Consider the following 24,475-nt stretch of genomic DNA (forward strand, 5'->3'; position numbering starts at 1 on the left):
ATGTGACGAAACCGACGGTGCGGGGCGGCGCCGGGAACACTATTCCGCGGACAGTGCCAGGGCAGTCAACAGCGCCGCCGACATGGCTTCATGTCCCTTGTCCTCCACCGAACCGGCCAGCCCGGCACGGTCCAGGGCCTGCTGCTCCGTATCGCAAGTCAGCACGCCGAAGCCCACCGGGACGCCGGTCCTGATCGAGACCTCGGTCAATCCCGCCGTCGCCCCCTGGCAGACGAATTCGAAATGCGGTGTCCCCCCGCGGATGACCACGCCCAGGGCCACGACGACGTCGTAGTCCGGTGCGAGCCGGGCTGCGGCGACGGGCAGCTCGAAGGTGCCCGGGACCCGGACGAGGCGGGGCTCTGGAAGGCCTGCCTCGTTCGCGGCCCGCAACGCGCCGTCGACGAGTCCGTCCATGACCTGCTGGTGCCAGCTGGCGGCAACGACCACCGCACGCAGTCCGGCTTTTCCTGCTGCCTTCAGTTCATCGGCTCCGGTATCCGGTGCTCCGTGTCCGCTCATCAGTGGTGCTCCTTCGTGGTGGGTGTGCTGGGTTGCGAGGGATCCGTCGAGGCGAAGGCCTCGGCCAGGATGCGGTGGGACATGCGTTCGCGTTTGGTCTGCAGGTACCGGGTGTTCTCCGGGCGGGCGACGATGGTGCTGGGGATCAATTCCACGACGTCGACCCCCGATTCCCGCAGCCATTGGGCCTTCAACGGATTGTTCGTGATCAGTCTGATCCGGTCCAGGTCCAGGCTGTGCAGGATCGCCGCAGCCGCGTCGTACCGACGGGCGTCGATGGGAAGTCCCAGCTGTTCATTGGCCTGGACCGTGTCGGCGCCACCGTCCTGCAGCGAATAGGCGCGGATCTTATTGGCCAACCCGATCCCCCGGCCCTCGTGGCCGCGCAGGTAGATGATGGTTCCCCCGTCCACCGCAATGGCTGCCAGGGCGGCGTTGAGCTGCTCCCCGCAATCACACCGATAGGACCCGAAGACGTCTCCGGTCAGGCATTCCGAGTGCAACCGCACCAGCGGGATCTCGGTGCTGTCATGCTGCGGGGTGGGCGCCGTCAGGGTCAGGTGTTCCAACCCGGTCTGGCGTTCGGTCCAGGCCTGGGCGGCGAAGGTCCCGTGCTCCGTGGGCACGGCGACCACCGGTCCCCCGAGCACCGCGGAGGGGGTGGACGGTTCAGGGGCGGCATCCTGCTGGCTTTCGAGCCGGGCCGCGAGGTCCTCGATGCTGATCAGCGGGATCGAGAATTCATCGGCGAAGACCCGCAAGGCCGGTAGACGCATCATGGACCCGTCGTCGTGGATCAGTTCAGCGATCACTCCCACCGGCTGCACGCCCGCCAGACGGCACAGGTCCACGCTGGCTTCGGTATGTCCACGCCTCACCAGCACACCGCCGTCGACGGCCCGCAGGGGGAACATGTGTCCCGGACGGTTGATCACCGTCCCGTCGCTGGCCGGATCCGCGAGCAGGCGCGCGGTCAGGGCCCGGTCCGCCCCGCTGATGCCGGTGGTGATTCCCGCCGCCGCATCGCAGGAGACCGTGTAGGCGGTGCCCTTGGCGTCCTGGTTGTCCTCGACCATCGGGGGCAACCCCAACTGGTCGGCCCGGTCCCCTGGCAGCGGGACACAGAGCACGCCGGAGGAATACCTGATGGTCCAGCCCAGCAGTTCGGGGGTGGCGAATTCGGCGGCGAAGATGATGTCGCCTTCGTTTTCGCGGTCCTCGTCATCGACCACGACGACGGGGCGTCCGGCAGCCATCGCCGCCACGGCGGCGTCCACCGGGTCCAGCAGGGACTCGCCCTGCTCCCGGGGGCTCATCGCCGGGCTCCTTCGGAGAATGCGGCAAGCCGCTCGGCATATTTGGCCATCACGTCGACCTCCAGATTCACGGTGTCCCCGGGCTGGCGCTGCCCCAGGACGGTTTCCCTCAGCGTGGTCGGGATGACCCCGACCTCGAAATATTGTTCGGCCTCCGCGGCCTCGGAGACGGTGGTGACCGTCAACGAGACCCCGTCCACGGCGATCGAGCCCTTGCGGGCCACATAGCGGGCCAGTTCGCGGTCCAACCCGAATCGCAGGCGCACCCAATTGCCTTCGTCCTCGCGTTCCAGGACGGTTCCGGTGCCGTCGACATGGCCTTGGACGACGTGACCGTCCAGGCGCCCGCCAGCGGGCACGCAGCGTTCGAGGTTGACCTGCTCCCCCACCGCCAGCGTGCCGGTGGTGGTCAGTCGAAGGGATTCGCCCATGACATCCAGGTCCACGGCATCGCCGGTGATGGCCGTGGCCGTCAGGCACACGCCGTTGACGGCCAGGGATCCGCCGAGGCCCAGATCCGAGGCATGCCCCGGGGCGTTGATGCGCAGGATCGCTGCGTCCTGTCCCGGAACCGCGGAAATCTCTTCGACATTCCCTAATCCGGTGATGATGCCCGTGAACATTAGCGGGTCCCTTCGTGCTCGGAGGCCCGGTCTGCGGGCCCTGGTTGTGGTTCAAGATGCAGGACGACGTCGGAGCCCAGCAGTTGGTGGGCCGGCCCACCGGCGTCGTCGAATCGGAAGTGTCCGGCCTCCGCCAGCGTGCCGATCCCCAGATCACCCACGGCATGGCGTCCTGCTCCCAGGAAGATCGGGGCCTGGTACAGCCAGATCTCATCCACGAGATCGGCGGCCAGGAACGCCGTGGCGATCGAGGCGCCGCCCTCGATCATGGCGTGGTCGATGCCCCGTGCGGATAGGGCCGCCAGCACCGCCGCCGGATCGTGGGTGCGGAGCTGGACGTGGTGGTCATCGGCGGCCACCGCTGCCCCGCCGGGCAGTTCGCGGTGGCCCATGATGACACGTAGCGGTTGGCGTGGTGCTGCGGTCCCTGCGGGGGTCCGGGCGGTGAGTCGGGGATCGTCGGCGAAGATCGTTCCCGTTCCGGCGATGATGGCTTCGCTACGGGCCCGGATCAGATGGGAGTGCTCGCGGGAACCGGCACCGGTGATCCACTGGCTGGTTCCGTCGGCGGCGGCGATCCGGCCATCCAGGCTCTGCGCCAGATGCAGGCTCGTGAAGGGCCGGTCGGCGGCCCGGGCGCCAATCCACCGGTGGTTCAGCAAGCGGGCCTCGGCTCCCAATAGCCCCGACACGACGTCGACCCCGGCGTCCGAAAGGATTTCCGCCCCGCCACCGGCCCGTGCGGTGCCATCCGTGGCCGCATGGACGACCCGGCCGATTCCGGTGGCGGCAATGGCCTCGGCGCAGGATCCGGTCCGGCCCCGGTGGGAGCACGGTTCCAGGGTGGCCAGCATCGTCAACCGGGAGGCTTGTTCGGAGGTGACCGGACCCAGCTCGTCCAGGGCCGCGGCTTCGGCGTGGGCGGTGCCCGCCCCGCGGTGCCAGCCGCTGGCGACGGGGCGCCCGGTTTCATCCAGGATGACCGCACCGACCAGTGGGTTGGCCCCGCGGATGCCGCGGCCGGCCAGTTCCAGGGCCAGTTCCATCCCCTCCTGTTCGGCCCGGCTGGTCGGGGGGCCCACCGTCTGCCCGCTCATGCTGAGGTCCGCGTGATCGGATCGGGCATGGCGGTCTGGACCAGGGCCTGTTCCCGGTTCCGGGCCCTCCACCAGACGAAGAACCCCGCGAGGGTGAAGCCGCCGTAGAAGAGGTACATGAAGGCGCTGGCATAGTAGCCGGCGCTGAAGAGCAGCGGCACCCCGACGACGTCGACGACGACCCAGAGCAGCCAGAACTCGACCCATCCCTTGGCCATCCCCCAGGTCGCCAGGAGCGAACCGACGAAGGTCCAGGCATCGGCCCAGACGGGTTCGTAGGAGCCGAGGATGCGGAAGAGCGGGGTCAGCGCGACCGTTCCCACGATCATGATCCCGCCGAGCGCCCAGCGCTCGCGGCCGGTGGCCCACCGGGGGGTGACCGCGGTGCCCGTTCCATCACCGCTGGCTTGTTTCCAGCGGCGGTAGCCGTAGACCGAGACGGCGATGAACATGATCTGCCGACCCGCCTGGCCCAGGAGGTTGGCCGCGTGGCCGGTGTCGAAGATGCTGCCGACGAAGACGGTCAACAGCAGCAGGTTGCCGACGATGCCGACCGGCCAGGCCCAGACCTTGCGGCGCATGCCGCCGACGGCGCTGGCCAGACCGAAGATGTTGCCGACGACTTCCCGCACCAGAAGCGAGCTGTTGCCGACCGGAATATTGGCGTTGAAGATATCAATGAGCCACCGCAGGGATTCCATCATTCCTCCTCATGAGCCGCGGCGGCTCCGGGGGAACGACAGTTGAGGCATCGGCGGACGGGGCGTCGAGGACGCCACCGGTCACCAGACCAGCCCTGTACGTGCTTCTCCCATCCAGACTTTAACTGTCGGTACTGGAATTCCACCAGTTCAACCTCGGCGCCGTGAGGCACCTCGGGTCGCGGACTATAACCGCCGGTTCGGACTTACACCGACCCCGGAGCACGTGTTGTTTACTTATGTCCCTAAACTATAGCCCCGACTCGGTGTGTTCGACGACATGTCGTAATGCGTCGACGGCCGCGGCGGGATCCTCGGTGCCGTAAACGCTGGAACCGGCCACGAAGACATCTGCTCCCGCCTCCGCGGCACGCAGGATGGTTTCGCGGGTGATTCCCCCATCGACCTGCAGCACCAGCGGCAATCCGGAGCCCTCGATGGCGGCCCGGGTCCTACGGATCTTGGGCAGGATGAGGTCCAGGAAGGACTGGCCGCCGAAACCGGGTTCGACGGTCATCAGCAGCAACATGTCCAGTTCCTCGAGCATGCCCAGATACGGTTCAACGGCAGTGGCAGGGCGCAGGGCCATGGCCGCCTTGGATCCACGCGCCCGAAGTTCGCGGGCCAGCCGGACCGGGGCCGCCGAGGCTTCGGCATGGAAGGTCACGGAGTCGACCCCGAGGTCGGCGTAGTCCGGGGCCCACCGGTCGGCGTCTTCGATCATCAGGTGCACGTCCACCGGGAGCGTGCTGACGTCGGCGATGCGTTTGACCACGGGCAGGCCCAGGGTCAGGTTCGGGACGAAGTGGTTGTCCATGACATCGACGTGCACGGCATCGGCGGTCCCGATGCGGTGCAGCTCGGCCTCGAGGTTGGCGAAGTCGGCGGAGAGGATGCTGGGGTGGATCCGGCAGGGGGACATGGGTCTACCTTTCGTCTACTCGGGCTGTTCGGTCGGCTCGACATCGGCGTCGAGGGTGATCAGGGCCAGGAACATGGCGTCGGTGGAGTGCAGATGCGGCCACAGCTGGACGGTGTTCCCTCCCGACGCACGGTCGGTACCGGAGATGCCGCCTTCGAGCGAGACGGCATTGACGGCGGCGGCGGTATCGAGGAGCCGGGCTGTCGGGGTCCGGCGCAGGGCGTCCTCCAGCACGGCCAACGATTCGGCCGGGTGGGGTGAGCAGGTGGCGTAGGCCAGGACGCCGCCGGGCCGCAGGGCCTTCAGCGCCGCATCGATCAATTCATCCTGCAAGGTGGTCAGTTCGGCCACATCCGCCGGGGTCTTGCGCCATCGGGCTTCGGGCCGGCGCCGCAATGCGCCCAGCCCGCTGCACGGGGCATCGACGATGATCCGGTCGAAGCGCTGATCGGCCGGGATCCCCAGATAGCGTCGCCCATCACCGACCACGACGTTCCAGGCCTGTCGATCCACCGGCCGCAGGGCCTTGCGGACCAGCTCGGCACGGTGTTCGGCCGGTTCGTTGGCGGTCAGTTCGGCGCCTTGCTGCGCGGCCAGACCGGCCAGCAGGGCGGCCTTGCCGCCCGGGCCGGCGCAGAGGTCCAGCCAGTCGGTGTCGCGTCCCTCGATCTCCACGGAGGCCAGGGCGCGGGCCAGCAATTGCGAGCCGGCATCCTGGACCCGGGTGGTTCCGCGGTGGATGGAGGAGAGCTTGGAGAGGTCTCCCCCGCTGTAGTAGGCCGAATCGGGGGCCAGCCGTCCCGGGGTCGCGCCGTGGTCGAAGGCTTCATCGAGGGATCCGACCCCCGGCAGGGCCACCAGGTTGACCACCGGGGCCAGGTTGTCCGCGGCAAGCAGGTCGGTGATTTCGGCCGCATCCCGGCCGTGGGCGACCAGGCCCTGGCGCAGGGCCCTGACCACCCATTCCGGGTGGCTGTATTCCAGAGCCAGCCTCGAGATCTCGTCCTGGACACCGTCCAACAGCAGCGTCTTCCAGGCGTCGGCGTCGTTCCGTGCGACCTTGCGCAGGACGGCGTTCACCAGCCCGGAAGGACCGGCGCCGATCACCGCCCGGGCCAGGCCGACGGTTTCATCCAGTGCCGCGTGGTGGGGAACGCGCATGGCCAGCAGCTGGTGGGCGCCCAGCCGGAGCGCGTCAAGGATTGCCGGATCCAGTTTTTCCAGCGGACGGTCCACGCAACGGGAGAGGACGGCGTCGTAGAATCCGCGACCCCGGAGGGCGCCGTAGGCCAGTTCGGTGGCGAATCCGGCGTCCCGTCCGCTGAGCCCGTGTTCGCGCAGGCGGCCGGGCAGGACCAGGTTGGCGTAGGCGTCCTGCTCGGCGACGGCCCGCAGGACCTCGTAGGCGACCAGTCGGGCGGGGTCGGCGATCCGCCGGCGTTGGGAGGGTGCCGAAGCACTGAAGTTCCGGTGGCCCGAACCGCCCCGGTTGCGTTGGCGTCCGGCGTCGTTGCGGCGTTCACCGCGTGGGTCCTTGCTCATGAAAAGGAGACCTGCTTCCCTGTTGCGCCTTCGTCGTCGATATCCAGGCCGCGGGCCCAGTCGGAGGCCTTCATCATCTTCTTGCCCGCCGGTTGGACCTGGTGCAGTTCCAGGGCATGTGAGCCGGTTCCGACCAGGACGCGGGGCGTCCGGCCGGGCAGGACACGGAGCACGGCCGGCTCCAGATCCGTCACCGAGGGCTCAAGGCCGACGGCACCGAGTTTGAACCGCTTGCCGTCCAACAACGTCCAGGGACCGGGTTCGGGGATCGTGCCGTTGATGCGCCGCCGGATCGCCAGCGCCGGTTCCGCCCAGTCGACATGCGCGTCCTCGAGGCCCAGCTTGGGGGCCAGCGTCACCGGCCCGCTTTGGGGTACCGGCGACAAGCGGCCGGCGTCGATCCCATGCAGGGTCTGCGAGAGCAGGACGGATCCGCTGTGGGAGAGCCTGTCCAGCATGGCCCCCGCGGTATCCTCCGGGGCGATGTCCTCGGTCAGCATCCCGTACACCGGGCCGGTATCCAGGCCTTCCTCGAGGCGGAAGGTCACCGCCCCGGTGACATCGTCGCCATGGATGATCGCGTGCTGGACCGGGGCGGCGCCGCGCCAGGCCGGCAGCAGCGAAAAGTGCAGGTTGACCCAGCCATGCCGGGGCACCTCCAATGCCCGCGGTGGCACCAGTCCCCCGTAGGCGACGATGGCGGCGATCTCGGCTTCGGTCCGGGCAATGGCCGAGATGACGTCCTCGTCGATCCTGTTGGCCTTGATGACCGGCAGCCCCAGTTCGGCCGCACGAGCGGCGACGGGCGAGGGCGTGAGGACGCGTTTGCGTCCGAGCGGGGCGTCTTCGCGGGTCAGCACGGCCACTACTTCCAGGCCGTCGGAGATGAGCTGGTCCAGGCACGGCACGGCAACCTGCGGCGTTCCGGCGAACAAGACCCTCATCGAGCTGCCCCGAAGGTCCCGCCGCCGAAGCTCGATCCCACCGCAGTGGCCCGGCTGCCGCGGATTTCCGAGGCGACGTCGTCGTAGCCGGAGTCCCGGATGCGCCTCAGGGCCTCCTTCTTATCGGCTCCACGCAGGCGGTCGATGTAGAGGCGGCCGTCGAGGTGATCGGTTTCGTGTTGCAGGCAGCGGGCGAGGACGCCCTCCGCCTCGATGACCAGCGGTGCCCCGGTCATATCGGCCCCACTCACGCGGGCCCAGCCGGGCCGGGGCAGGCGGTATCCCAGACCGGGGACCGACAGGCAGCCTTCGAGGGCTTCGTCCTCGTCGGCTCCCCCGACTTCCAGGACCGGGTTGACCACGTGGCCGTATTGGTCCCCGACCCGGTAGGTGAAGACGCGCAGACCGACGCCGACCTGGGGCGCGGCCAGTCCGACGCCGGAGACGGCGTCCATCGTTTCGGTCATGTCCTGGACCAGGCGGGCCAGTTCGGGCCCGAACCTGGACACGTCCTCCGCGGGGGTCCGCAACACGGGGTCCCCCACGATGCGGATTTCCAGAATCGTCATGACTGTATGCTCCTGACGCCGTATACCCGGCAATGTGCTGTGGAAAGTCGTCCGGTGGCCCTGCTGGCGGCAGCACCGGTACGCAGGAACCAGTCTACTGGGCCGGGGGCGGTCCCACAGCCCGCAGCGCGGTCCCGGCCTCGGAGACCTTCACCCCCGATTCCCAGACCCGGCGCAAGGCGAAGAACCTGCTCCAATAGGCCGGCAGAACCTCGGGCGGGGCCATCAGGGTGCGCACTTCGGTCTGCCCCACGGCCACCCCGAGCAGCATCGGATCCTCGCCGTAGGGCCAGGGCTCCCAGGTTCCGGCCTCGGCGTCGACCACGACCTCCTCGGCCTTGTAGCCGGCGGCCAACTGCATGACGACCTTGGGATCCAATGCCTTGACCCGCCCGTCCCGATCGGTGCCCTTGGTCTTGTAGTCGATCAGGCATAGCCGTCCACCGATCCGGGCGACCAGGTCCAGGGTTCCCGCATAGCCCACCGTGTGGTTCCAGACGGTGACCTCGGCAGCGATCGGTTCCACCCGGTATTCGTCCCACCAGTCATCGAAGCGCGAGGCGAATCCGCCTTCGTCCTTTTCCAGGAGGACCTCCCGTGCCTCGGCGGCGGAATGCGGACGTCCCAAGGCCCGCAGCGCCACCTGTTCGCAGTAGTTGTGGACGCGGTCCCCGCGGGCCGCGGCCTCGTTGCGGTAGGTTTCCGCGGCGTTGGAGGCGTCCCGCGCCACGGTGCGCAGCTTGGCCTTGTTGCCGACCGCTGCGCCGAGCCGGTCGTCCTGGGTGACCGCCGTGGCGGCCATGTGCCCGATCCAGCCGTCCAGGGACATGGACGCCTGGCCGATCACCGTGGTGATGGAGGGGACCTCGGGCAGGCCGTTGATCTTGCGGGAGTACATGCGGCCGTACGTGGTCTGGTGGGCCAGGGCAGGTGAAGTCATGCCCACGATTCTGGCATGCCGGTCCGACGCATCGGGTGCCGCACCGGCGATCCAGGCGCCGTTCGTCCCCCTGATTCCGCCCTCCGACGCTCCCATGACATCCCCGATTTGGAACTTCGGGGAATCGTCGTATAGAGTTTTTACTCGTTGGAACGCACCGGTTCGGAAAGCTAAAAGCGACCGAAACGGAGCAGTTCTCCGACATGCGGACATAGCTCAGTTGGCTAGAGCGCCACCTTGCCAAGGTGGAGGTCGCGAGTTCGAATCTCGTTGTCCGCTCGCAAGTCACTGTAACGGTCGATTCGTCGATCGAGCCGGGACCGGGAAACCGGTCCGGGTCACGGTGGGGTGGCCGAGTGGCTAGGCAGCGGCCTGCAAAGCCGTATACGCGGGTTCGAATCCCGTCCCCACCTCGCATACGGTAATGTTGCACCCTGAAGAGGGCGATTAGCGCAGCGGTAGCGCGCTTCCCTGACACGGAAGAGGTCACTGGTTCGAACCCAGTATCGCCCACTGAAACTGCTCCGCCACGGCGGAGCGTTTTTATGCGGACATAGCTCAGTTGGCTAGAGCGCCACCTTGCCAAGGTGGAGGTCGCGAGTTCGAGTCTCGCTGTCCGCTCCACGAACCGCCGGATGACCCCAGGGTCGACCAGGCGGTTTTTTTGTTGCCTTCCCCTCGAATTGGCCGGCGGTCCGCCGGTATGATGGTGATCACACGGAAGCCTCGAAGGCTTCCCGGAGGAGAGGAGGTGGCACTTGGCTTTTTTTGACGAGCTCAAGGGCAAGGCCGAGGGACTCAAGGACAAGGCCGCGACAGTGGCCGAAGACGGAGCCGAGAAGCTCCGTGGGGCCGTAGGCGGTGTCGGCGGTTTCGTCGACGAGAAAACCGGTGGCAGGTATTCCGAGCAGGTGGAACACCTCCAGGAATCCGCCCACCACCTTCTCGACAAGGCAGCCGGCAACGACTCGAATCCTCCGACCTAGAATTCCACGCGTCCCCCACAGGACGCCTGCCGGCCCACGAGCACGGCAAACAGGTGCCGGTCCCGCCGGGAGGCGGGGCCGGCACCTGCCCGTTAACGCCCGGCGGCCCCGGGGATCGGCGGATTGATGATGGTCAGCACCCCTTCGGCACCCACGTCCGATGAGTAGACATGTCGACCAGAGGACTCCCATGACAGGGCCTGCCCGGCCTTGATCCGTTTGGTCCAGCCCTCCGGCCCCACCTCGGCCTCCCCCCCCACGAGGACCAGGCGTTCGGCCACGCCCCGTCCATGGGCCGGGGAAACCCTCCGGCCCGGACCGATCGTGAGCCAATACACTTCGATCAACGACCCGTCGGCAACCCGGCGGGCCTCCAGCAACCGGGCCGATACCGGACCGCCTCCCACCGAGATCGCTCCATCGCCCGGCAGCGGCCCGGCTCCCCCGGTGGCCTGCGAGGCCACCGGCTGGTGTCCGTCATCGGTGGAGACGAAGCCGGCCAACGGGACTCCCAGCACCCCGGCGACGGCATAGAGGGTCTCCAAGGTCGGGTTGCGCTGCCCGTGCTCGAGTTCGGAGAGCGTCCCCTTGCCGATGCCCGCGGCCGTGGCCAGGCCGGTCAGCGACAGCCCGGCACCTTGCCGGTGCGTGCGGATCCGGTTGCCGACGTGGAGCATGCGGGGATCGATTGCGGCTGACATGGACCCAGACTACGCTGAGAGTCGTTCCGTAAACAGAACCACCGTCAGTCGAGGTCATGTCCCATACTCCAGTTCCCACCGCCCCGGGCGATCTCGTCCGCCCACTGACTGCCGGTCTGGTCACCGCCCTGGTGGGATTCACCTCCTCCTTCACCGTCGTCCTGGCCGGGCTCAGCGCCGTGGGCGCCAGCCCCGGGCAGGCCGCTTCCGGGCTACTGGCGCTGACCATCTCGTTCTCCTTGTGCACCGTTGCCATCGCGGTCACCACGCGGCGTCCGGTGACCTTCGCCTGGTCGACTCCCGGTGCCGCCTTGCTGGCGGCCGCCGGCGGGCTCGGGCTCGGCTGGGACGAGGCCGTCGGCGGTTTCGTGATGTGTGCCCTGCTGATCTTCCTCACCGGTGCCGTCCCGGTCATCGGGCGGCTGCTCGGAAGGCTTCCGGCACCCCTGGCCCAGGCGATGCTCGCCGGGGTCCTGTTCGAACTCTGTCTGGCCCCGTTCCACGCACTGGCCAATGTCCCGCTCATGGCCGGGGCGATCATCCTGGTCTGGCTCGTGTGCATGCGCTGGGCGCCTCGGTGGGCCGTCCCGGCTGCCATGGCCGCCACGTTGCTGATCGTCCTGTTCAACGCGGCCCAGACCGGAACGGCGCTGCCCGGCGATCTATGGCCCCGGTTGGAATTCACCCTGCCGAAATTCACCTGGGCCGGAGCCACCGGCGTCGCGGTGCCCCTGTACATCGTGACCATGGCCTCGCAGAACATCCCCGGGATGGCCGTCCTGTCCGGGTTCGGTTACAAGACCCCCTGGACCGCCTCCATGCTGGCCACCGGCGCCGCCGGACTCGGCGCCGCCTTCTTCGGCGGGCATGCCATCAACCTGGCCGCGATATCCGCGGCCCTCGCCGCCGGCGAGGAAGCCGGACCCGACCGTTCGCGCCGCTGGATCGCCGCGGTCTCCGCCGGCGGCTTCTACTTCCTCCTCGGTCTGGGGGCCACCGTGGTGGGGGCGATCGCCGTCACCGCCCCCGAGGGCCTGCTGACCGCAGCCGCGGGTCTGGCGCTCTTCGGCACCCTGGGTGCCGCGGCCTCTTCCGCCCTCGAGGACCCACGCTCCCGGTTCGGGGCGTTGACCACGTTCATGATCACCGCCTCCGGCGTCGCGTTCCTGGGGGTCGGCGCCGCATTCTGGGGGCTGGCCGGGGGGCTGTTGGTCAGATGGGCGATAGAACGTCCGGGACGCCATTAGGCTGAGATCATGGTGGACCCCTAGGGCGACGAGGATCTCGTGGCCCTCTACGAAACCGCTCACCCGGCAGGGCGGGACCACGAGTATTACCGGTCGCTCGCCGACACCCTCGGTGCCGGAAAGATCATCGATCTGGGGTGCGGCACCGGGCTGCTGACCCGAACCCTCACGGCCCCCGGGCGCGAGGTCATCGGTGTGGACCCGAGCCCCCACGATGCTCGGATACGCCCGCCGCCGGCCCGGGGCGGGTGCGGTGAGGTGGATCGACGGTGATGCCCGTGTCCTGGACCCCTCGGCTCCTGCCGATCTGGTGCTTTGCACCGGGAACGCCTTCATGCACATCGGCACGGACGAGCTCGTGGAGACGCTCGACCATCTTCGACGCAGCCTCACTCCGGGCGGGGCCTTGGCCTTCGAAACGCGCAACCCGGCCCACCGCGAATGGAAGAACTGGACTCCGGACCAAACAACCCATGTCCGCCCGGCAGCATTCGGGACCTTCACCGAATGGTTGGAAGTCACATCGGTGTGCCCCGGCGTCGTCGTCTTCGACAGCCATAACCTCTTCGCCAACGGAACCGACAGGATCTTCACCAGCGCCCTGTACTTCCGCACCGAAACCGAGCTGATCGAAGCGTTGGGCGCTGCGGGCTTCGAGCACGTCGAGGTCATGGGTACTTGGGAAGGCGATCCCGTGGCTGCCCGGCACCGGTTGCTCATCGTGCTCGCCACCACGGGCGTCACGACCACCTCATGAACCGAGGCTAGATCGCCACTTCGGCCTTCTGGCCTTCTCGGGCCAGGGCCGTCAGCCGCGACACGGCACGGGAGTACTTCTTCTGGTACCCCCCGGCCATCATCTCCTCGGTGAACAACTCGTTGAACGGTTTCCCACTGGCCAGGACGGGAACGTCCTTGTCGTAGAGCCGGTCGGCCAGCACGACGAAGCGCAGGGCCAGCGACTGTTCGGTGATGGTCCGGACCTCGTGGAGGACCAGGATGTCGATATCGTCCACCAACTGCCGGTAACGGCTGGGGTGGACGCTCGACAGATGCTTCACCAGCGCTTCGAAGTCATCGATGGCCAGGACCTTATCGGCATAGAGTTCGGTGGCGGTGGACTCCAGGGCGGCATCATCCACGGGCCGGGGCGCCTCGGGCAGGCCACGGTGGCGGAAGTCGTCGCCGTCGATGCGCAGGACATCGAACTGGTCCGCCAGCACCTGGATCTCGCGCTGGAAGTCCACGGCGGCGAAGCGCCCCTCGCCCAAGGAGCCCGGCAGGGTGTTCGAGGTCGCCGCGAGTTTGACTCCGGCATCGGATAGTTCACGCATCAGCCGCGACATCAGCACCGTGTCACCGGGATCGTCGAGTTCGAATTCATCGATGCACACCAGGTTGTAGCCGCTGAGGACCTCCACCGTCTTGCGGAACGACAGGGCGCCGACCAGGTTGGTGTATTCAACGAACGTACCGAAGGCCTTGGGGCCGGGAACCGCGTGCCAGAGGGAGGCCAACAAGTGGGTCTTGCCCACGCCGAACCCGCCATCGAGATAGATGCCGGCCTTGGTCTGCGGTCCCTTCCCCCCGAAGATCCGTCCCAGCAGGGACTTCTTCGAGCCACCGACGCCCTCGGCGAAGGCCCGCAGGGCCTCCACCGCCTCGGTCTGTGAAGGCTGCGCCGGATCCGGACGGAAGGTGTCGAAGGAGACCACGCCGAACCGGTAGGACGGATGGAATCCGGCCAGGAGTTCGTCGGGCGAGACCTGGGGGATGCGTTCGGTCAGGTGTTCGATGTGTGCCACGGGCGGGGTCGGTTCCTTTGTGAGGGGACGGGCCGGCACGCGGGGCGCACCATGACCAACTTTACGCCCCGCGCGCAAAGCCACCGGCACGTGACGCCCGACCCAGCAGGCCGGCACCCGAAGACGTAGGCTGGAGACAGATCCCCAGCCACCGTGTGAAACGAGGAATCCTCATGGGCCTTGCCGCCGATACCACTGCCAAGTTCTCCGCCTATGCCCATCCCGGGCGCTTGGTCTCCACCGATTGGCTGGCCGAGCATCTGAAGGATGACGGCCTGGTCGTCGTGGAATCCAACGAAGACATCCTGCTCTACTCCACCGGGCACATCCCCGGCGCCGTGAACATCGACTGGCACACCGACCTGAACGACGAGGTCACCCGCGATTACGTCGAGGGTGAAGCCTTCGCCCGGCTCATGGGGTCCAAGGGCATCACCCGGGAGACCACCGTGGTGATCTACGGGGACAAGAGCAACTGGTGGGCCGCCTACGCACTCTGGGTCTTCACCCTGTTCGGCCACGAAGACGTCCGGCTGCTGGACGGCGGCCGCGATAAATGGTTGGCCGAAGGACGCGAGACGACTAGGGAAAAGCCCCGGCCCGAAACCGTCGACTACCCAGTGGTCCCCCGCAACGACGACGCGATCCGAGCCTTCCGCGAGGATGTCAGCGCCCACTTCGGCAAGCCGTTGATCGACGTACGCTCCCCCGAGGAATACACCGGCGAACGCACCCACATGCCGGACTACCCGCAGGAAGGCACGTTGCGCGGCGGGCACATCCCCACCGCTGCCTCGGTTCCCTGGAGCAAGGCGGCCAACGAGGACGGCACCTTCCGCAGCCGTCCCGAGCTGGAGGCCCTCTACTTGGACGAGGCGGGGCTGAAGCCCGGGGACGACGTCATTGCCTACTGCCGGATCGGCGAACGGTCCAGCCATACCTGGTTCGTGCTCAAGCACCTGCTCGGCTTCGATTCCGTTCGCAACTACGATGGTTCCTGGACCGAATGGGGCAACGCGGTCCGGGTTCCGATCGCCGTCGGTACCGAGCGTGGCGAGGCCCCGGCCTCGTCATCCCGCAGCTAGGCCCCCCGCCCACCAAGGAGCATGCACCCATGAGTGAGACTGCCATTCCCTCCGCCCTGGCGGAGATCATCGATGACTTCAACGCAATCACCGAGCGCGAGCGCCTCGAATTGCTCCTGGAGTTCTCCGACGAACTACCCGCCCTGCCGGAGCGGTTCGCCGAACACCCGGAGTTGCTGGAACGGGTCGTGGAATGCCAGACCCCGCTGTTCCTGACCCTGGAGATCGCCGATACCGACGCCCGGGAAGTCAGTCTGTTCTTCTCGGCGCCGCCGGAGGCCCCGACCTCCCGGGGTTTCGCGGGCGTCCTGGCGGAAGGCCTCGATGGCTTGCCGGCCGCCGAGATCCTCGCCGTACCCAACGACATGCCCGACCGGCTCGGGCTGACCCGGGCCATCACCCCGCTGCGCATGCGCGGGATGTCCTCGCTGCTGGGCCGCATCAAACGCAAGGTCGCCGAAGGCCTGGCCGCGTAACAGGCCCCGTGATGTCCAGGAAGAAGCACGCCCACGACGCCGGTGGCACCCCGGCCACCCTGCTCCTGGACGCGGACGGGGCCGAATACGGGACCCATGCCTACGCGCATGATCCGCAGGCTCCGTCCTACGGTGCCGAAGCCGCGGAGGCCCTGGGGGTGGATCCCGCCCGGGTCTTCAAGACCCTACTGATCGATACCGGCCGCCCGGGGTCCGAGGCGCTCGCGGTGGCGGTCGTCCCGGTGACCGGGTCGCTGGATCTCAAGGCGGCGGCCATGGCCCTGCACGTGAAGAAGGTCCATCTGGCGCAGGCGGCCGACGCGCAACGCCGTACCGGCTATGTGTTGGGCGGGATCTCCCCGCTGGGTCAACGACACCCTTCCACGACGGTCCTTGATGATTCCGCACTGGACTGGCCCACGATCCACGTCTCGGGCGGGCGTCGCGGGCTGGAGATTGAATTGGCTCCGCAGGATCTGATCCGGTTGACCGGCGCGCGTCCGGTTCCGCTGGCCGGCCCCTAGCCCTTCGGGCCGCGGCCCCGGCTGCCGGGATTCCCCGCCCCGGGTTTGGGGGCCACGATGATCCGCGAGAGCCACCGGATGACCGTCTGCTCCCAGCGTTCGGGATCGACGTTCCACTCGCGGGTATGTGCCGCGAGCGTGAAGCGTTCGAAGGTGACCATCTCGGGATTGAGTTCGGCCAGCTGGGCCGAGGGGCCCACCGGCACGAAGTCGTCGTCTTCGCTATGCAGGATCAGGGTGGGAACGCGCAGCTGGTCGGCCTTGGCGATCCAGTTCAGCTCCTTCAGGTCCACCGGGGCCGCCAGTCCGGTGATCGCGCGGCCCGCCCGGTTGGAGAGCAACCATTGCCCGAGCCGCCCGACGGCTTCGGGGATGCGGTTGACCTTGGCCTGGTGGCGCAGGACGTCGATCCAGTTCACCACGGGGCCATCCAGGACCAGTGCCTGGATATGGCGCTTATGCCGAGATTTATCGGCCACCTGCAAACTGATGGCCCCGCCCATGGACCAGCCCATGAGGATCACGTTGCGTGCCCCGTGCTGAAGGGCGAAGTCGATCCCGGCGTCGACGTCCTCCCATTCGGTGCTGCCCAGTCCGTAGCGCTGATCGGCGGCCGACGGGGCCACCCCGTCGTTGCGGTAGGACAGCAGCAGTGAACTGATGCCCAGTTCCGCAGTGGTGGACAAGGCCCGCAGGCCCTCGGTGCGTGCCGCCCCGCGGCCGTGCACCATGATCGCCCAGGTGTCGGCGCGATCGGTTCCGGGAACCACCCAGGCCGGGGCGTTGCCCACCGACGTGGGGATGTCCACGCTCTCGAAGGCGAACCCGGCGTCCTCGGGGGTCTCGTAGACCGCGCCGGACCACCAGCCACGCACCGCGGTCTCCAGGTTTCCCGAGTACACGTGCTCCACGCGGCGGGCGATGGTGCCTTCGGCCGGGGTGAAGGAGAGGATCTCCCCGATCCTGGCGTGGCCGCGGCCGACGTCGAAGTACAGCGAATAGGTACCGGGATCGGTGGTTTCGGCGGTGGCGGGCAGGATCACTTCCATTCCCTCGTCCCCGCGCACGACGGCGAGGATCGCCAGATCCTCGGTCTTGCGTACCGGAAGCACCACTTGCCGGGCGAAGTATCCGGCCAACGCGGAGGCACTGGCGGCCAGCAGGGAGCCGGCGGCGACACCGGCACCGGCACCGAGGACGGCCCACCGCATCATGGGGGCCTGGGGGGTCGCAGGGTCGGCGGTCCGTGTGTACTCGCGCATGTACCCATCATGGCAAGTCAACCCGGGTGCGCCAAGTCCCCGCCGGCTCATCAGCTCACCCGGAGGTCCGGACCGGCCACCGCGGGAATGGCCGGGCCTCCCCGGGCGTTGGACCGGATGTGAGTACATTTTCTGATTCGAACGCCCAGTCCTTCCCCGTCACCAAGACCGATGAACAGTGGAAGGAAGAACTCAGCACCGAGGAATACCAGGTGCTTCGACAAGCAGGGACGGAGCGCCCCTTCACCGGCGAGTACTGGGATAGCACCACCGAAGGTGTCTACGCCTGCCGGGCCTGCGGGGCCGAGCTGTTCACCAGCAAGGAGAAGTTCGGCTCCGATTGCGGGTGGCCCTCCTTCTTCGCTCCCCTGGCCGAAGGGACCGTGCGCTATCTGCATGACAAGTCCCTGGGCATGGAACGCATCGAGGTCCGCTGCGCTTCCTGCGATTCCCATATGGGGCACGTTTTCGAGGGCGAGGGGCTGGACATCCCCACCGACCAGCGCTTCTGCATCAACTCGGTGTCGCTGACCCTGCGTCCCGCCCAGGCCTAGCGGCGACTGCCACGGCAGCCTGCCCCCGCGCTGGGTCTGCGGAAGGTATTCCTCCGCACAAGCATGAGTATCTCTTGGCCTCACTCGCTCCACACGCCAGCAGTGCTTGATCTCTCCTAGGCTGGAACCACCACGGCAGCAGGCCGGCGCACCCAGCGCGGCCCCGGAGATGATTCGAGGTGCAGGACCGATGTCCCAGGCAACCATGACCCATGACACCACCAGCGGACACGGCGAGGACCTCGCCAACCATCCCTCGTGGCTTGAGCTGAAGGCGGCGGCCACCGCCTTCCACGAGCTGCAGGTCAAGGACGGTTCGGTCCCCGAAGCAGACGATCGGGCCCGCGCTGCGGAATTGACCACCACCATCACCAATGCCGTGGCGGAACTTCGCCCCCTGTTCGAGCACGACGACGAATACCTGGATCAGGTGGTCGCCGACTTCAAGGCCTGGGCCGAGGGCGGTTTCGGTATCCCGGATTTCCTGGACTCGCTCCAGGCCTTCCAGCCGCAGCTGGACCGCGTCGACGGGCTGCGCCACCTCGTCCTGTTCCCCATGTACACGCAGAACGGGTCATCGAACCGTTTCGTCGAAGCCGTGCTGGTCGAGGTCATCTGGCCCGACTTCATCGCCGAACTGGAAGCCGGGGACTACTCCAATAAGCTCTTCGTCCCGCTGCGCTTCCTGGACTTCACCCCCGGCTACGACACCAACGCCGCGGTACTCTTCCCCGAGTCGGTGGCCATGCGCGAGACCCCGGCGTTCACTTGGGGCGCGATCTTCCAGGACCGCGAAGCCGCCCGCTACCGCCGGGTCGTCGCCGCCGCGGCCGAGATCACGAATCTCGATCTGCCGGCCGAGGCCGCCGAACTCCTGGCCGACCAGAAGCTGACCGAGGAAACCTTCATCATGTGGGACATGATCCACGACCGCACCCACATGCGCGGGGACCTGCCCTTCGATCCCTTCATGATCAAACAGCGCATGCCCTTCTTCCTGTACTCCCTGGAGGAACTGCGCTGCGATCTCACCGCCTTCCGCGAATGCGTCAAGATCGCCGCCTCCCCCGCCTCGGACCCCGAGACCGCCCGGCATGCCCGCCTAGTACAGTACACGGTGATCTTCGACCGGATCTTCCGCTTTGCCATCACGGGCAACCGCGTGCGCAACTACGACGGGCTCGGCGGACAGCTGCTCTTTGCCTGGATGCACCAGCACCACGTGCTGCACTGGACCGATACCAAGCTGACCATCGACTGGGACGCCATCGCCCAGGTCGTCAGCTCCTTGGGCGATGCCATTGACGATCTGTACTGGCGCTCCATCGACCGGCCGAAGATCTCCCACTGGCTGGCTGCCTACGACCTGGTCTCCTCCACGCTCACCCCGCACCCGGCCTCGGTCTGGGCGAAGGGCAAGGAAGCCCTGCCGCTGACGGAGCCCCTGAAGGAAATGACCAACCAGGTCCTCGACGATGAGTTCCCGCTGTCGATGTTCTACGAGGCGCTGGGCAAGAAGATGAAGCCGGTCATTGAATCCACGGTCGGCATCACCGCCGGCGACGTCCCGGCCTCGGCCTAGACTAGCCAGATGAGCACACCGCATATACCCACCGTCCTCATTGCCGGCGCCACGTCCTCCTCGGGGGTGGCCGCCGCCCGGGCACTGCATGATTCCGGGGCCCGGGTCCTGGCCGTCGGGACCAACGCGGCCCGGTTGGAAGAACGCCTGGGGTTCGTCTCGGAGCGCTACGCCACCGATCTGGGCGACTACGCCGCCACCACGGCGCTGGCAGAACGGATCCACGCCGAGGTCGGAGCCATCGACGGGCTCATCCACCTGGTCGGCGGTTGGCGGGGAGGCAAGGGACTGGCCGGACAATCGGATGAAGACTACGACTTCCTGCACCGCAACGTCGTCACCACCCTGCGCAACACCTCCCGGGCCTTCTACCAGGACATCGCCGACTCCCCCGTCGGACGGCTCGCCGTGGTCTCTTCCACTGCGGTCCAGCGCCCCAGCGCGTCGGGAGCGAACTACATCAGCGTCAAGGCCGCGGCCGAAGCGTGGACCATGGCCACCGCCGGGGGCCTGCGGGCCGCCCAGTCCGGCCATAAGCAGGATCCCGTCCCCCAGCGTTCCGCCGCCGTCGTTCTGGTCATCAAGGCCTTCGTCGACGCCGCGGCCCGCGAGGCCGAACCCGAGAAGGAATTCACCGGGTTCACCGACGTCGCCGATTTCGGCAGTGCGGTCGCCGGACTGTTCGACGCCGATGCCGGGACCTTGAACGGCACCCGTTTGTCCCTGGTGCCGCAGGCATAGACTGGGACGACTTCCCACCAGCAACTTCTGAGGATAAACGTGAGCACATCCCTGCACGACACCATGGTCCGCGGCTTCGCATCGGATAACTACTCGGGGGTCCATCCAGAGATCATCGAGGCCTTGATCGCCGCCAACGGCGGCCACCAGATCGCCTACGGCGAAGATGAATACACCGAGCGGCTCGGGCACGTCATCCTGTCCCATTTCGGGCCGGCCACCGAAGCCTTCCCGATGTTCAACGGAACCGGGGCCAATGTGACCGCACTGCAATCGTTGCTGCCCCGGTGGGGTGCCGTGGTCTGCGCCGATACGGCGCATATCCATGTCGACGAGAATGGTGCCCCCGAACGCGCCGGCGGGATGAAGCTGCTGACCGTGCCGACCCCGGACGGCAAACTGACCCCCGAGCTGATCGACCGGGAGGCCTGGGGCTGGGGCGACGAACACCGCGCCCAGCCGTTGGCGGTCTCCCTGACGCAGTCCACTGAACTGGGCACGCTGTACACGATCAAGGAACTGAAGGCGATCACCTCCCATGCCCACGAATTAGGCATGAAGGTCCATATGGATGGGGCCCGCCTCTCCAACGCCGCGGCGGCATTGGACGTGCCCCTGCGGGCGTTCACCCGCGATGCGGGGATCGATGTGTTGAGCATGGGGGGCACCAAGAACGGGATGATGTACGGCGAAGCGATCGTCGTACTGGATCCGGAGGCCGCCACCGGGCTGAAATACCTGCGGAAGATGAACATGCAGCTCGGATCGAAGATGCGCTTCATCTCCGCCCAGCTCATCGCCCTGTACGGCGGTGACCTCTGGCAGCGCTCGGCGTCCCACGCCAATGCGATGGCCCAGCGGCTCCGGGCCGCGGTGGAGGACATCGACGGATTGGAAATCACCCAGCCCACGGAGTCCAACGCCGTGTTCGCGAAGCTGCCCCCCGCAGCGGCCGACCGGGTGCGCGAGGACTTCCGCTTCTATGACTGGGACGAAGCCACCGGCGAGGTCCGGTGGATGTGCGGCTTCGACACCACCGAGGAGGACGTCGACCGCTTCGCCGCGGCCATCCGCACGGAGGTCGCTGCTGGCTAGCGCCAACGCCCGCTCCACCACGCTCGAGCAGCGCCTCGAGTCCCTGGCCCATCGCCTCATCGGCCGCTTCCCCGACAGCAGGACGGCCAGGGTCCTGATCGAATTCGCGGTCTTCACGTCCAAACAGGCGTGGGCCTGCGTCTTCGGGGCGGCCATGCTGGTGGTCTTGTTGGCCACCCGGCTCTGGTACCCCCAGGACGTGGCCCTGGCCCGCAATGATGCGGTCACCCTCGCCGCGGTCCTCATCCAAGTGCTCATGGTCGTCTTCCGTCTGGAGACGCTGCGCGAGCTGCGGGTCATCGTGTTGTTCCATGTGGTGGGCACCGGCATGGAATTGTTCAAGACCGGTGTCGGGTCGTGGATCTATTCGGGCGAGGGACTGCTCCATCTGGGCCACGTCCCGCTGTACAGCGGCTTCATGTACGCGGCGGTCGGCTCCTACATGGTCCGGGTCTTCCGGCTCTTCGATCTGCGCTTCGATCGCTATCCCCGCCGCTGGGCCACCGCCGTGCTGGCCGCCGCCATCTACCTGAACTTCTTCACCCACCACTACATCGTCGATCTGCGCTGGGTGCTGATGGGGGCGGTGGCCGTGGTCTTCGGTCGCAGCTGGATGCATTTCCGGATCTTCCGGGTGCGGTTGCGGATGCCGCTGGTGCTCGCCTTCGTGCTGGTGGCCCTGTTCATCTGGTTCGCCGAAAACATCGCCACCTGGTCCAATGCCTGGGCCTATCCCGACCAACTCGACGGCTGGCAATTCGTCTCGATCAGCAAACTCGGCTCCTGGTTGCTGCTCATGATCATCTCGGTGGTGCTGGTCGCCTGGGTCTACCCTCCGCAGCCGCCTGAACCGTGGCGGGTCCAGCCGCGGGCCAGCGATGGAACCGGGTCAGAAGAGAACCCAGGTGACCAGCCCCAGAACCGCCGAAACGACGATCAACAAACCGAAGATCCGCGGCAGGACCCACCGGTTGACCGCTGATTCGGCATCCAGCGGGTCCTCGGGCCCGCCCCCGGCTCCCCCGCCGGTCGGGGCCCCCACCGGGGTCGCCACGGCCAATTCATAGGCCAACAGCAGCCGTGAAGGCGCAGCCATCGTTGCCATTGAGGCGGCCACGTTGGTCGCTGCCACCATCTGCAGGACCGAACTGCCCAGTTCGGTGGCCACCTGGGTCTGGGTGGCGGTCAGCATGGCGTTGGCGGCGGTGTTCGACCCGGTGATGAAACCGGCCAGGGCGTTCACTGCCGGGGCGATCACCAGATAACTGCCGCCCATGGCGGCCAAGGCCGTTCCCAGCTCCGCGCCCATTCCGGTGGACGCCAGTACCGAACCCAGGACGGTGAAGCAGAAGGTCACCACGCCCACCGGGAGCCACGTCCCGAAGGCCGAGGCCGCCCGGCGCCGCAGCCGCGTTTCCGGCCCCCCGCTACCGTTTCGCTGCCCCGGACCGAAATGGGCAACCAGACAGGCGCAGACGAGCCAGGTCGCCGGGCTGCTGATCGCGCGCAGGCCCAGCTGCGTCTCCCCCAGGGACGACACCACGGCCCGGGTGGTGAGCAACCCGGCAGCCATGACGGCATAGGGCAGGGCGGCCCGGGCCACCACCCATCCGGCAGCGACGAGCGATCCGCGCCATCGATACACCAGCAGATGCCCGGCGATGGGAACCAGCGAGCCCATCACCCCCGCCAAGGGGGTTCCCAGCAGGATGTTGGCCCCGAGGATCCCCGCCCAGAGCAACAGGGCACTGGCCACGGCGCCGCCGAACAGCCGGCCCACGGACCCTTCATGGCGCAGCAGGAACGTCACCAGCAAGGCCGCCCCGAGCATGACCGGCAGGGAAATGATCGCCGAACGGATCCCGACCTCCAGCAGCGAGGTCCCCGATAGTTCGGAGGCCAGCAGGGTCCCGGGGCCGAGCGCACCCCAGGGAACGGCGAGCAGCCCGAGCAGCGAGAAGATCGTCGATCGTGGCACCGTGTGTCCGATCAACCGCAGGATCGGCACGCCCACGGTGACCCCGATGCCGAAACCGGTCACCGATTCGGCGAAGGGGACGATCCCGAAGACCACGAGCAGCGTCCCGGTCCGCCGTGACGGGGCACTCGAGCGTAGCCAGCCGGAAATCGAGGCCATCGCACCCGTGGTGGACATGATCCGGCTCAGCAGGACCCCGGCATAGAGGATCAGCAGGATCTCGATGATGGTCGGGGCGAAGGCGCCCAACGACCCGGCGACCACCGACCAAGGCGTCGGGAAGAAAAGCAGGGCCACCACCAGGCCCACCGCCAAGGACCAGACGGATATCCGGGTGGATCTGATGCCCAGGAAGAACAACACGCCCGCGAGCACGATCGGTACGGCAGCGGCTACAGCCAACATGGTCCACCTCCCGGTTCCTTGATCGTCCATGGCGCGTGGCGGCGAACAGCACGCCCCGAACGACCGTAGTCCACCGGGCCCGAACCGGCACGGTGCACCGCTGTGCCACGGGGTCCTCCCCCAGCGGCGGGCTCCGCCCCGCAGGACAACGGCGAGCCTTCCGGGCCCCCCGGACCGATGACCCTAGACTCGGTTCCGTGACCGCTCTTGGCGACCTGGCACAGGTTCCCCCAGACTTCATGACGGCGCTCTCCGGACTCCGTCAGGCCGATTGCCGTGCCGAAATGCACTTGGCCGAAATCCCGGCCCCCGCACGGCTGGCTCCGTTCGCGGTGGCTCTTTCCGCCGAGGTCCTGGACTCCCCACCGCGGGTCCATGGGTCCCCCCACGGCCCCGCGGCGACCGCACTGACTGAGTCCCGCAGTGCCGATGAGGACAATGAATTGGCGACGGGACGATTCATCCTGCTGCACGATCCCGATGGCTCCGACCTCTGGAACGGCACCTTCCGCATCGTCACCTACATCCGGGCCCAGCTCGACGCCGAGATGGGCAACGACCAGATGCTCGGTTCCGTGGCCTGGACCTGGTTGCTCGATGCCCTGCACGAGAACGACGCCGATTATGCCGAGGCCGGGGGAACCGCCACCCGGATGCTCTCGCAGAGCTTCGGCAGTCTGCAGGAGCGGCCCGAAACCATCGACATCGAGTTGCGGGCCTCCTGGACCCCGCAGGGTGCCGAGCTCCGGTCCCATCTGGAGGCCTGGAGCGATATGGTGTGCACCTTCGCCGGTTTGCCACCCCTGCCGGAGGGCGTGACGGCCCTTCCACGCCGCCGCCGGAGTTGAATCCACTAGA

General features: G+C 67.6%; 27 protein-coding genes, 4 tRNA genes and 1 riboswitch. Of the genes, 17 read left to right on the forward strand and 14 right to left on the reverse strand.

Going from position 1 to position 24,475, the window contains the following annotated elements; all coding sequences use genetic code 11:
* Nucleotides 1-39: 39 nt before the first annotated feature.
* The 10 genes from ribH to ACT3S6_RS04660 form a co-directional block, all read right to left on the reverse strand.
* Nucleotides 40-522: a 6,7-dimethyl-8-ribityllumazine synthase gene (gene ribH, locus ACT3S6_RS04615; protein ID WP_444553987.1), complete on the reverse strand. Its 483-nt coding sequence runs from the start codon at nt 520-522 to the stop codon at nt 40-42.
* Nucleotides 522-1,838: a 3,4-dihydroxy-2-butanone-4-phosphate synthase gene (gene ribB, locus ACT3S6_RS04620; RefSeq protein WP_444553988.1), complete on the reverse strand. Its 1,317-nt coding sequence runs from the start codon at nt 1,836-1,838 to the stop codon at nt 522-524. The genes ribH and ribB overlap by 1 nt, the downstream gene beginning before the upstream one ends.
* Nucleotides 1,835-2,461 (reverse strand): riboflavin synthase, encoded by a 627-nt coding sequence (locus ACT3S6_RS04625; protein ID WP_444553989.1) that lies wholly within the window; start codon nt 2,459-2,461, stop codon nt 1,835-1,837. The genes ribB and ACT3S6_RS04625 overlap by 4 nt, the downstream gene beginning before the upstream one ends.
* On the reverse strand, nt 2,461-3,558 hold the full coding sequence (gene ribD, locus ACT3S6_RS04630) for a bifunctional diaminohydroxyphosphoribosylaminopyrimidine deaminase/5-amino-6-(5-phosphoribosylamino)uracil reductase RibD (protein ID WP_444553990.1): 1,098 nt from the start codon (nt 3,556-3,558) through the stop codon (nt 2,461-2,463). The genes ACT3S6_RS04625 and ribD overlap by 1 nt, the downstream gene beginning before the upstream one ends.
* Complete coding sequence (gene pnuC / locus ACT3S6_RS04635) at nt 3,555-4,259, reverse strand: nicotinamide riboside transporter PnuC (protein ID WP_444554051.1); 705 nt, start codon at nt 4,257-4,259, stop codon at nt 3,555-3,557. The genes ribD and pnuC overlap by 4 nt, the downstream gene beginning before the upstream one ends.
* Before the next feature lie 97 nt (nt 4,260-4,356).
* A riboswitch (FMN riboswitch) is annotated at nt 4,357-4,489 on the reverse strand.
* A gap of 20 nt (nt 4,490-4,509) precedes the next feature.
* Nucleotides 4,510-5,181, reverse strand: a complete 672-nt coding sequence (gene rpe / locus ACT3S6_RS04640) for a ribulose-phosphate 3-epimerase (protein WP_444553991.1) — start codon at nt 5,179-5,181, stop codon at nt 4,510-4,512.
* A 15-nt stretch (nt 5,182-5,196) separates the two neighbouring features.
* Nucleotides 5,197-6,723 carry an RsmB/NOP family class I SAM-dependent RNA methyltransferase gene (locus ACT3S6_RS04645; protein WP_444553992.1) on the reverse strand — a complete coding sequence of 509 codons (1,527 nt, stop codon included), beginning with the start codon at nt 6,721-6,723 and terminating at the stop codon, nt 5,197-5,199.
* Nucleotides 6,720-7,667, reverse strand: a complete 948-nt coding sequence (locus ACT3S6_RS04650; RefSeq protein WP_444553993.1) for a methionyl-tRNA formyltransferase — start codon at nt 7,665-7,667, stop codon at nt 6,720-6,722. Before ACT3S6_RS04650 ends, ACT3S6_RS04645 begins: the two co-directional genes overlap by 4 nt.
* A complete protein-coding gene (def, locus tag ACT3S6_RS04655) occupies nt 7,664-8,236 on the reverse strand; it encodes a peptide deformylase (protein ID WP_444553994.1) in 573 nt (190 codons plus the stop codon). Before def ends, ACT3S6_RS04650 begins: the two co-directional genes overlap by 4 nt.
* A 94-nt stretch (nt 8,237-8,330) precedes the next feature.
* On the reverse strand, nt 8,331-9,176 hold the full coding sequence (locus ACT3S6_RS04660) for a cytochrome (RefSeq protein ID WP_444553995.1): 846 nt from the start codon (nt 9,174-9,176) through the stop codon (nt 8,331-8,333).
* Between the two features lie 205 nt (nt 9,177-9,381).
* Here ACT3S6_RS04660 and ACT3S6_RS04665 point away from each other — a divergent pair.
* The 5 genes from ACT3S6_RS04665 to ACT3S6_RS04685 all read left to right on the forward strand — a co-directional run bounded on the left by ACT3S6_RS04665 (nt 9,382) and on the right by ACT3S6_RS04685 (nt 10,162).
* Nucleotides 9,382-9,455: transfer RNA gene (locus tag ACT3S6_RS04665), tRNA-Gly, on the forward strand.
* 63 nt (nt 9,456-9,518) lie between these two features.
* Nucleotides 9,519-9,589 (forward strand) — tRNA-Cys (locus ACT3S6_RS04670).
* 28 nt (nt 9,590-9,617) lie between these two features.
* Nucleotides 9,618-9,689: transfer RNA gene (locus tag ACT3S6_RS04675), tRNA-Val, on the forward strand.
* A gap of 34 nt (nt 9,690-9,723) precedes the next feature.
* A tRNA-Gly gene (locus ACT3S6_RS04680) sits at nt 9,724-9,800 on the forward strand.
* 134 nt (nt 9,801-9,934) lie between these two features.
* The gene (locus tag ACT3S6_RS04685; protein ID WP_444553996.1) at nt 9,935-10,162 is read left to right on the forward strand and encodes an Rv0909 family putative TA system antitoxin; all 228 of its coding nucleotides are present in this window, start codon (nt 9,935-9,937) and stop codon (nt 10,160-10,162) included.
* Nucleotides 10,163-10,254: 92 nt separating this feature from the next.
* On the opposite strand, the gene ACT3S6_RS04690 is transcribed toward ACT3S6_RS04685, so the two are convergent.
* On the reverse strand, nt 10,255-10,863 hold the full coding sequence (locus ACT3S6_RS04690) for a helix-turn-helix domain-containing protein (RefSeq protein ID WP_444553997.1): 609 nt from the start codon (nt 10,861-10,863) through the stop codon (nt 10,255-10,257).
* Nucleotides 10,864-10,919: 56 nt separating this feature from the next.
* Here ACT3S6_RS04690 and ACT3S6_RS04695 point away from each other — a divergent pair, with 56 nt between their 5' ends.
* Genes ACT3S6_RS04695 through ACT3S6_RS04705 form a run of 3 tightly spaced genes read left to right on the forward strand, consistent with a single transcriptional unit; the run spans nt 10,920 to nt 12,867 of the window.
* Nucleotides 10,920-12,110 (forward strand): benzoate/H(+) symporter BenE family transporter, encoded by a 1,191-nt coding sequence (locus ACT3S6_RS04695; protein WP_444553998.1) that lies wholly within the window; start codon nt 10,920-10,922, stop codon nt 12,108-12,110.
* A gap of 39 nt (nt 12,111-12,149) precedes the next feature.
* Nucleotides 12,150-12,383, forward strand: a complete 234-nt coding sequence (locus ACT3S6_RS04700) for a class I SAM-dependent methyltransferase (RefSeq protein WP_444553999.1) — start codon at nt 12,150-12,152, stop codon at nt 12,381-12,383.
* Nucleotides 12,364-12,867 carry a class I SAM-dependent methyltransferase gene (locus ACT3S6_RS04705; RefSeq protein ID WP_444554000.1) on the forward strand — a complete coding sequence of 168 codons (504 nt, stop codon included), beginning with the start codon at nt 12,364-12,366 and terminating at the stop codon, nt 12,865-12,867. Before ACT3S6_RS04700 ends, ACT3S6_RS04705 begins: the two co-directional genes overlap by 20 nt.
* Before the next feature lie 7 nt (nt 12,868-12,874).
* On the opposite strand, the gene zapE is transcribed toward ACT3S6_RS04705, so the two are convergent.
* On the reverse strand, nt 12,875-13,915 hold the full coding sequence (gene zapE, locus ACT3S6_RS04710; protein ID WP_444554001.1) for a cell division protein ZapE: 1,041 nt from the start codon (nt 13,913-13,915) through the stop codon (nt 12,875-12,877).
* 173 nt (nt 13,916-14,088) lie between these two features.
* Between zapE and ACT3S6_RS04715 the strand changes: the two genes are divergently transcribed.
* The 3 genes from ACT3S6_RS04715 to ybaK are packed head-to-tail and all read left to right on the forward strand — an operon-like array spanning nt 14,089 to nt 16,000.
* On the forward strand, nt 14,089-15,000 hold the full coding sequence (locus ACT3S6_RS04715) for a sulfurtransferase (RefSeq protein WP_444554002.1): 912 nt from the start codon (nt 14,089-14,091) through the stop codon (nt 14,998-15,000).
* A gap of 29 nt (nt 15,001-15,029) precedes the next feature.
* Nucleotides 15,030-15,476, forward strand: a complete 447-nt coding sequence (locus tag ACT3S6_RS04720; protein ID WP_444554003.1) for a SufE family protein — start codon at nt 15,030-15,032, stop codon at nt 15,474-15,476.
* Between the two features lie 11 nt (nt 15,477-15,487).
* Nucleotides 15,488-16,000 (forward strand): Cys-tRNA(Pro) deacylase, encoded by a 513-nt coding sequence (ybaK, locus tag ACT3S6_RS04725; RefSeq protein ID WP_444554004.1) that lies wholly within the window; start codon nt 15,488-15,490, stop codon nt 15,998-16,000.
* Here the strand turns inward: ybaK and ACT3S6_RS04730 are convergent.
* Nucleotides 15,997-17,262 (reverse strand): alpha/beta hydrolase family protein, encoded by a 1,266-nt coding sequence (locus tag ACT3S6_RS04730; RefSeq protein WP_444554005.1) that lies wholly within the window; start codon nt 17,260-17,262, stop codon nt 15,997-15,999. The two genes, ybaK and ACT3S6_RS04730, sit on opposite strands and share 4 nt — an antisense overlap.
* Nucleotides 17,263-17,381: 119 nt before the next feature.
* Here ACT3S6_RS04730 and msrB point away from each other — a divergent pair, with 119 nt between their 5' ends.
* The 5 genes from msrB to ACT3S6_RS04755 all read left to right on the forward strand — a co-directional run bounded on the left by msrB (nt 17,382) and on the right by ACT3S6_RS04755 (nt 22,216).
* On the forward strand, nt 17,382-17,816 hold the full coding sequence (msrB, locus tag ACT3S6_RS04735) for a peptide-methionine (R)-S-oxide reductase MsrB (RefSeq protein ID WP_444554006.1): 435 nt from the start codon (nt 17,382-17,384) through the stop codon (nt 17,814-17,816).
* A 190-nt stretch (nt 17,817-18,006) separates the two neighbouring features.
* Nucleotides 18,007-19,398, forward strand: coding sequence for a DUF6421 family protein (locus ACT3S6_RS04740; RefSeq protein WP_444554007.1), 1,392 nt, complete (start codon nt 18,007-18,009; stop codon nt 19,396-19,398).
* A 9-nt stretch (nt 19,399-19,407) separates the two neighbouring features.
* Nucleotides 19,408-20,139, forward strand: a complete 732-nt coding sequence (locus ACT3S6_RS04745) for an SDR family NAD(P)-dependent oxidoreductase (RefSeq protein ID WP_444554008.1) — start codon at nt 19,408-19,410, stop codon at nt 20,137-20,139.
* Nucleotides 20,140-20,202: 63 nt separating this feature from the next.
* Nucleotides 20,203-21,234, forward strand: coding sequence for a threonine aldolase family protein (locus ACT3S6_RS04750; protein ID WP_444554052.1), 1,032 nt, complete (start codon nt 20,203-20,205; stop codon nt 21,232-21,234).
* A complete protein-coding gene (locus ACT3S6_RS04755; RefSeq protein ID WP_444554009.1) occupies nt 21,122-22,216 on the forward strand; it encodes a DUF817 domain-containing protein in 1,095 nt (364 codons plus the stop codon). Before ACT3S6_RS04750 ends, ACT3S6_RS04755 begins: the two co-directional genes overlap by 113 nt.
* Here ACT3S6_RS04755 and ACT3S6_RS04760 read toward each other — a convergent pair.
* A complete protein-coding gene (locus ACT3S6_RS04760) occupies nt 22,124-23,617 on the reverse strand; it encodes an L-lactate permease (protein ID WP_444554010.1) in 1,494 nt (497 codons plus the stop codon). The genes ACT3S6_RS04755 and ACT3S6_RS04760 overlap by 93 nt on opposite strands.
* A 239-nt stretch (nt 23,618-23,856) precedes the next feature.
* On the opposite strand from ACT3S6_RS04760, the gene ACT3S6_RS04765 reads away from it, so the two are divergent.
* Nucleotides 23,857-24,465: a DUF3000 domain-containing protein gene (locus tag ACT3S6_RS04765; RefSeq protein WP_444554053.1), complete on the forward strand. Its 609-nt coding sequence runs from the start codon at nt 23,857-23,859 to the stop codon at nt 24,463-24,465.
* Nucleotides 24,466-24,475 lie beyond the last annotated feature (10 nt).

Origin of the sequence: Arthrobacter sp. AOP36-C1-22 (assembly GCF_052377515.1) — a bacterium.
Taxonomy (GTDB): Bacteria; Actinomycetota; Actinomycetes; order Actinomycetales; family Micrococcaceae; genus Arthrobacter_H.